We start from the raw sequence: 11,506 nt of genomic DNA, 5'->3' as shown, positions 1-11,506 counted from the left end.
CGCACTCGCTCTTCACCCAAGGCACCTACTATTTCATGGCCATGCCGCGCATGAGCGATGAACGACTCCGCCCGTTGGTGGAGCGATTCGCACAACTCGTTCGCGAGCACGCCGTCTTCCGAGAAGCTTTCGGACTTATCTGATTCAGATGAGGGGATGCTTCAGGTCCGGGGCTGATACAGCGAAGGGCCCGCCAGGGTCCGCAGGACGGGGTCGCGGTTCCAGCCCTGGGACGCGAGCTTGAGCCCGAACACCTCGACCTTGCTGTCCTCCAGCGCCTGGGTGGCCATCCTCGAAAGCTTTCCGCCGTCCTCCATCACCAGGACCGTGTGATGGGGGTAGAGCCGGTCCTCGACGTGCCAGTCCGGTGGGAGCTCGCTCGCCTCAAGCTCGCCCCACCCCGCGGACGGCGTCGCCGTTTCCCGGTAGGCCTCCGGCTGATGGGGCACGACGGGCCGCGCGGTGGTGGGTTTGTGCGCCTCGCAGTAGCCCCAGCGCAGCGCCGGAAAGATGGACGACGTCTCTTCGTGCGTCGCTTCACTTCCACAGATACGGCATTTCATGCGGCCAGCAGACGTGCGCGCGCTTCACCCTGTCAACCCGGCATCCGGGTCCGACCCCACCGGTGACGGAAGGCTCCACTACCTTCCGCCTCCGGCGGGCACCGCGTGATTACTGCAGCACGCCGATGGTCTCCGAGCGGTCCACGGCCTCACCCTTGGTGGTGTAGCCGGAGTACCAGCCCGTCAGGTTGCTGCCGGACTGGTCATACTGCATATGGACGTGGGCACCCGTGGCGTTGCCCGTACCGCCCTCGTTGCCCACCTGGCAGCGGTTGCACGTGCGGTCATACGAGTCCGACGTCTTGATGAAGTGCCACAGGCGGAACGTCTTGCCGTTGGAGAAGGCGTGCTTCGCCTCGTTCTGCGTGCCGCTGCCCGTGCCGTTGCAATAGACGCCCGTCGTGCGGACGGTCACGTTCCAGGACAGGGACGCCATCACGCCCGTCTCCACGCCCCAGTAGTTGCAACGGCCGCTGGAGATGTCCACCGCGCCGTGGAACTTGCCGCTGGAGTAGTTCGTCGTCGCCGTGACCGTGCCGGGGAAGGGCGACTTCACCGTGTACGAGTACGCAGCCGCGACCGAGGGAACCGCGAGGGCCAGGATGGCCGCGAAGGCCTTCTTCTTCATGTGACGCATCGGGGGTGTTCCTTTCGGGCCGGCGGGTCCGGCCCCATGAGGGTGCCGCTCAACGGACCTGTTGCTGCCGCTGCTTCTCTCTCAGGAGCAGGCCCCACTCCTGAACACCTGATTCCAGGGCGCGGATCCACGCGTCGATCTCCGGCTCCAAGGCCGGGTCGATGCTCCGCAGCTTGCGCAGCTCCGGCACGGCGTCCGCGAAGCCCAGCTCCGCGATGCCCTGCACCAGCGCCTTGCGCACCCCCGCGTCCCGCTCGCCCCGGTACATGCCCACCAGCGCCTCGCGCGCCGGCCCCATCTGCGCCGCCGGCACGCTGCCCAGCGCGAGCGCCGCCGAGCGCCGCACGTCCGCGCTCTCGTGGCCCAGCATCCCGAGCAGCTTCTGCCCCGCCTCCGGCCCCATCCTGCGCGTGTCCAGGGACTCCAATATCTTCGCCGTCACCTTCGGATCCGTGGACGCCGTCGCCGCGTTCACCGCCATGTCCGTGGCCGGGCCGTGATGGGCGGAATAGACGTATTCGTTGTCCTCGATGAGGTTCTTCGCCGCCTCCATGCGGACCTCCGGCGAGCCGTCCCGCATGAGCCGCTCGTACATGTCCCCCGTCTTCTCCAGCGCGCCGGTGCGGCGCATGGCGCGGACGGTGGCGGCGCGGACGGACGGGTCGCGGTCCTCCAGCGCGCGGCGGGCCACGGCCTGGATGGCGTCCTTCTCCGCCTCGCGCTCGCTGCGCGCCACCAGCGCCGCGGCCAGCTGCTCCACCATCGCAGGGTCCGTCTCCCGGTCGAACGCCGCGTGCAGCTCTCCGGAGGGCAGCGACACGGCGGCCTCGCGCAGCACGGCCTGGAGGTAGTCGCGGTAGGCCTTGGAGCTGGAGCCCATCCCCTGGCGGAGCTGATCCATTAGCCCCCGGACCGAGCAGCTCTCCCCCTGCAACGTCGGCTTCGCCGCCGGGGGCGTGGGTTGGGCGGTGACGACCGGGGACGCGAGCATCAATGTCAGGCCCCCGAGCGCGCGAAGACCTTGGAGATAGCGAGGCATGCGTCAGGGCTCCTAGTCGTGGCGGTCCATGCAGCCGAAGGGGTTCTGGTCTGGCAGCTCGTTCCAGACGCGGATGAAGTCGACGTTGCCCTGGGCGTAGAGCGTCTCGAAGATGCCGTAGAGCGGCTGGAAGCGCGGATCCACGGTCGCCATGTTCGCCATCACCGGCAGGGCGTCCCGGCCCGCGACGCGCGCGGAGAAGCGGAACAGCGCCCAGCGCACGCACACGGACTGCTCGCGCTGGAAGGCGTCCGTGAACGTCTCCAGCACGTGCTCCTTGTCGGAGGACATGGCCAGCACCTGCGCCGCCGCGTCGCGGCCGTCCTCGTTGCCCTCGCTGCGCAGGATGCGCTCGAAGCGGGCCGTGGCCTTCGCGTCCAGCACGGGGGAGTTGTGCAGCGGCGCCGTCTGCGCCAGGTGGCGGATCTGCTCGTCCGGCGCGTCCGTGGCGATGGTGATGAGCCGGTCGAGGTACGGTGACGCGTCGCCCAGGTTCTCCGACTCGCGCGCCATCACGCGGCCCAGAGTGCGCGTGGCGGCCCAGCCCGCTTCGGTGGACGCCGGGTCGCGCGCGAAGTCCGCCAGCCGGTCCATCGCGTCCGGCGTCAGGTGCTTCTGCGTGTCGAGCGCGGAGAGCATGCCCGCGCGCCGCTCGATGGACAGCCCCTTGTCCAGCCCCGCCTCCAGCAGCCGCGCGGCGACCTGCGGCTTCTGCACCGCGTCCGACTCACGCAGCCCGGACAGCAGCACCTGGAACTCCGCGCCCTGCGCGTCCCGGGCCCAGTCCACCACCTGCCCCGCCTTCTTCGCGTCGTCGCCAATCAGCTCCGCGAGCTTCGCCTTCAGGTAGTCGCGGACGAGCGGGTCCTTCGACGCGAGAAGCGACGCGGACCAGTCGCGGAACGTCTCCAGCGTCACGCCGTCGTTGAAGCGCGCCAGCTCCGGGAAGCACGTCTGGTCCGAGAAGCGGCGCTCCGCGGCCTCCGCTTCCTCCACGCCAGCCGGCGCCGCCGCCGCGCTCCCACCGCCGCTCCGCGAGCCCCCGGACTGTGTGGCTTTGGCAGAGGCAGCCACCGCGGACGGCGCCTGTGCGTCGTCACCGCCACGCCACACCAGCCCCACGGCCGCCAACACGGCCGCCAGGCCCGCGCCCGCCAGCACCCAGGGCATCCCACGCCGCCGCGAAGGGCCAGAGGCGGGCGTCTCGGTCGAAGTGGAAGGAACCATGGGAATCCAAATAACCATGGATTCCGTGTTTCAATCAAGGAAAACAGATTGATTGGATTTTTACTGGTACTCGCCCTCTTTCCCTCTGGCGATTCCATGCGCTGACCACACGCGTCACAGGAACAGTCCCTGCGTTATGGAACGACGCATACGGCCGACATCCTTCGTGTCGCGGTGACGCAATGACTCTCCGTGTGCGTGTGCGCGTGGATGTCACAAGGCGTTGCACCCTGCGCCCGTCTGCCTTCCTGCCCCCCAAGGTCAAAACAGACACGCCTCTGACGCAGGGGCGTGAAGTGTCCGCGATTCAGTGTCCGTGTATGATTTCGGTCCGTGGTGGCAGGGCCGGGGGGGCTGTAGCCAGCGCATGGATGCATCGGGCGGAGGTGCCCGGGTCGCGCCATGGCTGTGAATGCGTCGCGGGAAAAGTGGCCGGACATGATGAAGAACGAAGCAGGTGCCGTGCGGCGGGAGCCTCCCGCGGTGGGCGTGACGGGTGTGTCCTCGGACCTTTCGGACCGGACACAGGCCGCGGACGTGGAGTCGCTCTTCGGAGCGGCGCCCGCGCCCGTGGAGCCGCCGTCCCGTTCCAACACGGGTTCGTCCACGTGGGACGGGCCGTCGCGTCCGGGCACGGGTGGCACCGGTGACACCGGCAACAACACCCATCCCTCCATCCAGGGCCTCGCGCTGCGCCCGGGCATGCGCCTGCAGCACTACGAGCTCATCCGCGAGCTGGGCTCCGGCGGCATGGGCACGGTGTTCCTCGCGCGCGACGTGCGGCTGGGGCGCCGGGTGGCCATCAAGTTCCTGCACAGCGAGGACGCCGACATCACCCGGCGCTTCATCCTGGAGGCGCGGGCCACCGCGCGGTGCAGCCACGAGAACATCGTCATCATCTACGAGGTCGGCGAGTTCACCGGCGGCCCGTTCATGGTGCTGGAGTACCTGCAGGGCAAGCCGCTGACGAAGGTGCTGGGCAACCAGCGCCTGCCGCCCGCGCGCGCGGTGGAGCTGATGGTGCCGGTGGTGAAGGCGCTGGCGTGCGCGCACGAGCAGGGCATCGTCCACCGCGACCTGAAGCCGGAGAACATCGTCGTGACGGACTCGGGCGCCATCAAGGTGCTCGACTTCGGCATCGCCAAGGTGCTCCAGGGCGACGAGCCCGTGGAGGCGCCCGCGGGCGGCCCCCAGGTCCAGCCGCGGCTGCACTCGGTGGAGGGCATGGGCGAGGACGTGTCCAACCTCACCCGCAAGGGCGCCATCATGGGCACCATGGCCTTCATGTCCCCGGAGCAGTGGGGCATTGGCGTGGCCGTGGACAACCGCACGGACATCTGGGCCGTGGGGTTGATGCTCTTCCGCATGCTCGCCGGCAAGCACCCGTTGGATCCGCTGCGCGGTCCGCAGCTGATGGTCACGGGCATGCTGGATGAGCCCATGCCGCTGCTCAGGACCATGGCGCCGGACGTGCCCCAGGAGCTGGCGGCCGTCGTGGACCGCTGCCTGCTCAAGCGCAAGGAGGAGCGCTATCCGGACGCGGCGTCGCTCCTGCGCGCGCTGGAGCCCTTCCTGCCCGGCCGCATGAGCCGCGAGCTGCGCGTGGACGAGAGCCCGTACGCGGGCCTCAGCTCCTTCCAGGAGGCGGACGCGGACCGCTTCTTCGGCCGCACCCGCGAAATCGCCGCGCTGGTGAACCGCATCAACGACCGGCCGCTGCTGGCCGTGGTGGGGCCGTCCGGCACGGGCAAGTCGTCGTTCGTGCGCGCGGGCCTGGTGCCCGTGCTCAAGCGGTCCGGCACGCCGTGGGAGGCGCTGGTCATCCGCCCCGGCCGCAGCCCGCTGTCGGCGCTGGCCAGCATCGTCACGCCGCTGATGAGCTCGTCCACCACCATCGAGGACGACCTGGTGGAGCAGCAGCGGGTGGTGGAGCGGCTGCGCGCGGAGCCCGGCTACGTAGGCAACGTGCTGCGCAGCCGCGCGCGGCGGGAGAAGCGGCGCATCCTGCTCTTCATCGACCAGTTCGAGGAGCTCTACACGCTGGTGCCGGACGCCCAGGAGCGGCTGGCCTTCACCGCGTGCCTGTCCGGCATCGCGGACGACGCAACCACGCCCATCCGCGTCATCCTCTCCATCCGTTCGGACTTCCTGGACCGCGTGCCGGAGGACGAGCGCTTCATGGCGGAGCTCAGCCAGGGGCTCTACTTCCTCACCGCGCCCGCCCGCGAAGGCCTGAAGGACGCGCTGGTGCAGCCGGCGGAGCGCGCGGGCTACCAGTTCGAGAGCCCCGCCATGGTGTCCAGCATGCTGGAGCACCTGGACGCCTCCCAGGGCGCGCTGCCCCTGTTGCAGTTCGCGGCCACCCAGTTGTGGGAGGCGCGCGACGTCACCAACCGGCTGCTCACGGAGAGCGCCTATCAGGCCATGGGCGGCATCGCCGGCGCGCTGGCCAGCCACGCGGACAGCGTGCTGGAGAGCCTGTCCACGCAGGAGCGCACCCTGGTGCGCGCGCTCTTCCTGCGGCTCGTCACCCCGGAGCGCACGCGCGCCATCGTGTCCCTGGACGAACTGCGTGAGCTGACGAAGGACACGGGGGAGATGCAGCGCCTCATCGACCACCTGGTGCAGGCGCGCCTGCTGGTGGTGCAGACCGGCGGCGGCGCCACGGGCGCCACGGTGGAAATCGTCCACGAGTCGCTCCTGCACAGCTGGCCCACGCTGCGGCGCTGGCTGGATGAAGGGCAGGAGGACTCCGCGTTCCTGGAGCAGCTGCGCAACGCGGCCCGGCAGTGGCAGGGCAAGAACTTCGACGCGCACCTCTTGTGGCGCGGTGAATTGGTGGAGGAGGCCCAGCGCTTCCAGCGGCGCTACCGGGGAGAGCTGCCCCGGTTGCAGCAGGACTTCCTCACGGCGGTGTTCGCGCAGGCGAAGAAGGGGCGCCGGCTGAAGCGGGCGCTGCTCATCGGCAGCGCGACGTTCCTGGGGCTCCTGGTGGTGGCGGCGGTGGTGGCGCTCGTCGTCATCCGCAACGCGCAGCAGGAGGCCGAGAAGCAGGCCCAGGCGGCCCAGGCGGCGGAGATCATCGCGCGCGCCGCCGAGACCAACGCCCGCGGCGCGGAGGCCGAGGCCAAGCAGCGCCTGGCCGAGGTGCAGGCCAAGGAGCTGGAGCGCCAGAAGGCGCAGCAGGCGGCGGAGTCGGCCAACGAGCAGGTGGCGCTGGCCAACCAGGAGCTGCTCAGCAAGAACGACGAACTGGTGTCCGCGCTCAAGCGCGCCCAGGAAGCGCAGCTGCGCGCCCGGAGCGCCAAGAAGCGCGCCGAGGAGAGCGCCGAGTCCGCGCGCGACGCCCGCGAGGAAGCCCTCCGCGCGGCGGAAGAACTCTCCACGTTGCTCAAGCGGGAGAAGGAGCGCGTCTCCCGTCTGCAATCCCAGCTCGGCAGTCCGGTCATCGAGGTCCTGAAGTGAGAAGCATCTTGAACAGGGTGATGAGCAGGTCCGCGTTCGTGTTGTCGGTGCTGCTGGCGCTGGAGTCGGTGCCCGCGCTGGCGCAGGAGCCGGCGCCACGGACCCGCGCCACGAAGACGTCCCGGGGCACGAAGAAGGCGGGCGCGCCGAAGACGGCGGGCACCAAGAAGAAGGCCACGGCTTCAACGGCCACGGGCAAGACGAAGCTGTCCGGCACCGGCACCTCGAAGCGGCGGCGCAAGCCCACCGCCGCGGAGGCTACGCCGGTAACCTCGGACACGCCCCTCTCCGAGTCCCTTCCCCTGCCCCCGCCTCCCACGCCGAAGGCCGTGGAGTCCCAGCAGGAGCAGGCCAGCAGCACGCTGGAGGGCTCGCAGCCCGGCACGGACGAGCGCCCCTGGGCGAAGGACGTCTCCAAGACGGACCAGGACGCGTCGCTCGCGCTGTTCGGCGAAGGCAACGCGCTCTTGAAGGAGTCCATCTTCGTGCAGGCGGTGGAGAAGTACCGCCAGGCGCTGGGGCGCTGGGACCACCCGGCCATCCACTACAACCTCGCGCTGGCGCTGATGAACCTGGACCAGCCCGTGGAGGTGCACGAGCACCTGGTGGCGGCGCTGCGCTTCGGACCGGCGCCGCTGGAGAAGGAGAAGTACGAGTACGCGCGCAACTACAAGACGCTGGTGGAGAAGCAGCTCGCGCGGGTGGACATCACCTGCGCCACGCCCGGCGCCACGGTGACGATGGACGGCCAGACGCTGTTCGTGGCCCCCGGCCGCTACCAGGCGCTGGTGCGCCCCGGCGCGCATAGCATCGTCGCGACGATGACCGGCTACCTGCCCAGCGACCAGAGCCGCACGCTCTTGCCCGGTGAGACGACGACGCTGGATTTGAAGCTCTTCACCTCCGACGACCTCATCCGCTACAAGCGCCGCTGGTCCGCCGCGATGCCCTGGCTGGTGATGGGCGCGGGCGTGGCCGTGGCGGGCGGCAGCACCTTCCTGCACCTCCAGTCCCGCGACCACTTCCGCTCCTTCGAGTCCGGCATCAGCGAATGCGGAGGCTGCGTGCCGCCCCCCGCCGTCGCCGACGAGCGCTCGCGGGGCAACCTGATGCAGACCGGCGCCATCGCCGGGTACGCCGTGGGCGGCGCGGTCATCGTCACCGGCGCGGTGCTCGCCGTCCTCAACCAACCCAAGCCGTACCGCATCGAACCGGGCCAGGAGGCGGCGACCGTGCAGGTCACGCCGCTCCTCGGCGCGGGTTCGGGCGGTGCCGTGGCCACGTTCCGCTTCTAGAGGCTCCCGCATGACACGCGTCTCCCCTTCCTCCATGGCGCGCGCCCTGCTGCTCCTGGCCGCGCCGCTGCTGCTGCTCTCCTCCTGCTTCCAGCCCACCACCGTGGACTGCCCCGCCGGGCTGGTATGTCCAGACGGCCTGAAGTGCGCCGCGAACCAGGCCACCTGCATCTCCACGGACTGCGGCGACGGCATCGTCCAGGACCACGAGCAGTGTGACGACGGCAACATCGTGGACGGCGACGGCTGTAGCCGCGACTGCAAGTCCACCGAGACGTGCGGCAACGGCGTCGTGGACCAGGTCACGAAGGAGAAGTGCGACGACGGCAACACCAACGACCGCGACGGCTGCAGCGCGGACTGCAAGTCCAACGAGCTGTGCGGCAACGGCGTCGTGGACACGGCCGTGGGCGAGAAGTGCGACGACGGCAACAACGCCAGCGGCGACGGCTGCAGCGCGGACTGCCTCTCCACCGAGGTCTGCGGCAACGGCTACACCGACCCTACGAAGGAGGAGCGCTGCGACGACGGCAACACCGTCAGCGGCGACGGGTGCAGCGCGGACTGCCGCTCCCAGGAGAGCTGCGGCAACGGCTACGTGGACGTGGCCAAGGGTGAGAAGTGCGACGACGGCAACAACTCCAACGGCGACGGGTGCAGCTCCGACTGCAAGTCCAACGAGACCTGCGGCAACGGCGTCCTGGACACCATCAAGGGTGAAATCTGCGACGACGGCAACAACGTCAGCGAGGACGGGTGCAGCGCGGACTGCCGGTCCGCGGAGGGCTGCGGCAACGGCGTGCGCGACGGCGAGGAGCAGTGCGACGACAAGGGCGAGTCCGCCACCTGCAACCTCAACTGCACCGTGCGCGTCTGCGGTGACGGCATCGTCAACCGGACCGCGGGCGAGCAGTGCGACGACAAGGGCGAGTCCGCCTACTGCAACGCCAACTGCACGCTGCGCGCCTGCGGCGACGGCGTGGTGAACACGTCCTCCGGCGAGCAGTGCGACAACCCCGGCCCCGTCAACAGCCCCGCCTGCGACGCGGACTGCTCCATCGCCTTCTGCGGCGACGGCTTCACCAACACCACGCGCGGCGAGCTGTGCGACACGGCGGGCAACTCCCGCACCTGCAACGCGGACTGCACGCCGGCGGCCTGCGGCGACCGCTACCTCAACACCGCGGCGGGCGAGCAGTGCGACGACGGGCCCAACTCCGCCATCTGCGACGTGGACTGCACCCCCACGGCCTGCGGCGACGGCGTCACCAACTCCGCGGCGAAGGAGCAGTGCGACGACGGCAACACGCGCGACGACGACGACTGCCTGGGCACCTGCAAGCCGAACATCTGCGGCGACAGCGTGGTCAACGTCAACGGGCCGGACCGCCCGGAGGCCTGCGACGACGGCAACACCCGGACGGAGGTCGCGTGCGACTACGGCACCGCCACCTGCGAGGCGTGCAGCAGCGACTGCAAGGCGCGGCTGGACCTGAAGGGCAACGTCTGCGGCGACAACGTGAAGGACGCCACGAACGAGGCCTGTGACGACGGCAACACCGAGACGGAGGACGCCTGTCCCTACGGCACCGCCAGCTGCAAGGTGTGCCGCTTCGACTGCAAGGAGAGCCTGTCGCGCACGGGCAACGTCTGCGGCGACAACGCGAAGGACCCGGACCACGAGGCCTGCGACGACGGCAACACCAAGACGGAGGTCGCGTGCGACTACGGCCAGGCGAACTGCCAGAAGTGCAGCGGCGACTGCCAGACGGCGCTCGAGCTCAAGGGCAATGTCTGCGGCGACAAGGTGAAGGACGCCACCCACGAGGCCTGCGACGACGGCAACACCACCACGGAGACCACCTGCCCCTACGGCGTGGCCAACTGCCAGACGTGCAGCGGCGACTGCAAGCAGCTGCTGGCGGTGACGGGCAACGTCTGCGGCGACGGCGTGGCGGACCTGACTCACGAGACCTGTGACGACGGCAACACCGACACGGAGACCACCTGCCCCTACGGCCTGGCCAACTGCCAGCGGTGCAGCAGCGACTGTCAGACGCTCCTGACGCTCACGGGCAACGTCTGCGGCGACGGAAAGCAGGACCCCAGCGCCTCGAACGAGGTCTGCGACGACGGCAACACGCAGACGGAGTCCTCGTGCCCCTACGGTCAGGCGAACTGCCAGGTGTGCCGCGGCGACTGCAAGGAGCTGGTCCCCGTCACGGGCAACGTCTGCGGAGATGGCGTGCTGGACTCGGGCCACGAGGCCTGCGACGACGGCAACACGGACACGGAGTCCTCCTGTCAGTACGGCACGGCGAGCTGCAAGCGGTGCAGCAGCGACTGCCAGACGGTCCTCTCGCTCGAGGGCAACATCTGCGGCGACGGAGTGAAGGACGCCACGAACGAGGCCTGCGACGACGGCAACACCCTGGCCTGCGGCTCCTGCAGCGCCAACTGCAAGGTGCAGACGCTCCAGGCGGCGACGGGCATCATCGCGGCGACGACCAGCGCGAACCTGGTCGACGAGGAGACGTTCACCCTCAGCGACGGCATCAACACGCCGGTCACCTTCGAATTCGACCGCGACAACAAGCTCAAGAACCCCGCCAACCAGCGGGTGGTCCTGATGAACGGCACGCCCGCGGCGCAGATTGCCCTCGTCATCCGGGACGCCATCAACGCCGTGGAGGAGCCGTTTGAAATCGGGGCGTCGGTCGTCACCGGCTCCATCAACGTGAACGTCACCCACAAGCTGAAGGGCTCCATCGGCAACCAGGCGATGACGGAGCGGGTCGGCAACAACAACTTCAAGGTGAGCGGGATGAACGGCGGCAGCGGTTACGACTGCCCCCAGGGCACGAAGTGCGTGGGCAACGAGGACTGCGCCCTCGACCTGGTGTGCGGGGCCAGCAAGACCTGCGTCGCTCCGCCCGTCATCCCCGCGCCCTGAGCGGCTTCTCCCGCGTGTGACCTCCCTCTTGAAACAGGGAGGTCACACGCGTTGACGCGCCGGGCCATGTCCTGCGTCATACGCGAGCGGGCCGGGGGGCGCGAGTGGGGGAACGTGCGGTTGACTTCACTGTCGTGGGGGTGGTGAACCGGCTGGGCCCCGGGTAGTCGCGGGCCCGGTGGCCATGCAGCGGTCGTGAACCTCGCTTGCCGCGTCTGGAGCCACATCCATGATGACCCCTCCCCGTCGTCACCGCCGGAGCCCCTGGCTCACGCGGTGGCATCCTCTCGTCGCCGTGGGCTTCGCCTCGGTGCTGGTCTCCTGCGC

Annotated in this window: 7 protein-coding genes; 3 read left to right on the top strand and 4 right to left on the bottom strand. The window is 69.7% G+C overall.

Features of this window, described 5'->3' with window-relative positions:
* Positions 1–161: 161 nt before the first annotated feature.
* The 4 genes from D7V80_RS37125 to D7V80_RS37110 all read right to left on the bottom strand — a co-directional run bounded on the left by D7V80_RS37125 (position 162) and on the right by D7V80_RS37110 (position 3,409).
* Positions 162–563 (bottom strand): hypothetical protein, encoded by a 402-nt coding sequence (locus tag D7V80_RS37125; protein ID WP_120592575.1) that lies wholly within the window; start codon positions 561–563, stop codon positions 162–164.
* A gap of 109 nt (positions 564–672) precedes the next feature.
* Positions 673–1,200: a hypothetical protein gene (locus D7V80_RS37120; protein WP_120592574.1), complete on the bottom strand. Its 528-nt coding sequence runs from the start codon at positions 1,198–1,200 to the stop codon at positions 673–675.
* A 49-nt stretch (positions 1,201–1,249) separates the two neighbouring features.
* Positions 1,250–2,239, bottom strand: coding sequence for a HEAT repeat domain-containing protein (locus D7V80_RS37115; RefSeq protein ID WP_120592573.1), 990 nt, complete (start codon positions 2,237–2,239; stop codon positions 1,250–1,252).
* Between the two features lie 12 nt (positions 2,240–2,251).
* On the bottom strand, positions 2,252–3,409 hold the full coding sequence (locus D7V80_RS37110; RefSeq protein WP_120592572.1) for a hypothetical protein: 1,158 nt from the start codon (positions 3,407–3,409) through the stop codon (positions 2,252–2,254).
* Positions 3,410–3,904: 495 nt separating this feature from the next.
* On the opposite strand from D7V80_RS37110, the gene D7V80_RS37105 reads away from it, so the two are divergent.
* The 3 genes from D7V80_RS37105 to D7V80_RS37095 are packed head-to-tail and all read left to right on the top strand — an operon-like array spanning position 3,905 to position 11,179.
* Positions 3,905–6,931 (top strand): serine/threonine-protein kinase, encoded by a 3,027-nt coding sequence (locus D7V80_RS37105; RefSeq protein WP_233586009.1) that lies wholly within the window; start codon positions 3,905–3,907, stop codon positions 6,929–6,931.
* 20 nt (positions 6,932–6,951) lie between these two features.
* Complete coding sequence (locus tag D7V80_RS37100) at positions 6,952–8,226, top strand: carboxypeptidase-like regulatory domain-containing protein (protein WP_120592570.1); 1,275 nt, start codon at positions 6,952–6,954, stop codon at positions 8,224–8,226.
* Positions 8,227–8,236: 10 nt separating this feature from the next.
* On the top strand, positions 8,237–11,179 hold the full coding sequence (locus D7V80_RS37095) for a DUF4215 domain-containing protein (RefSeq protein WP_120592569.1): 2,943 nt from the start codon (positions 8,237–8,239) through the stop codon (positions 11,177–11,179).
* Positions 11,180–11,506: the final 327 nt, after the last annotated feature.

Origin of the sequence: Corallococcus sp. CA054B (assembly GCF_003611625.1) — a bacterium.
GTDB lineage: Bacteria > Myxococcota > Myxococcia > Myxococcales > Myxococcaceae > Corallococcus > Corallococcus coralloides.
Note: the sequence above shows the minus strand (reverse complement) of the source record. Positions and strands in the feature narration are given on the sequence as shown.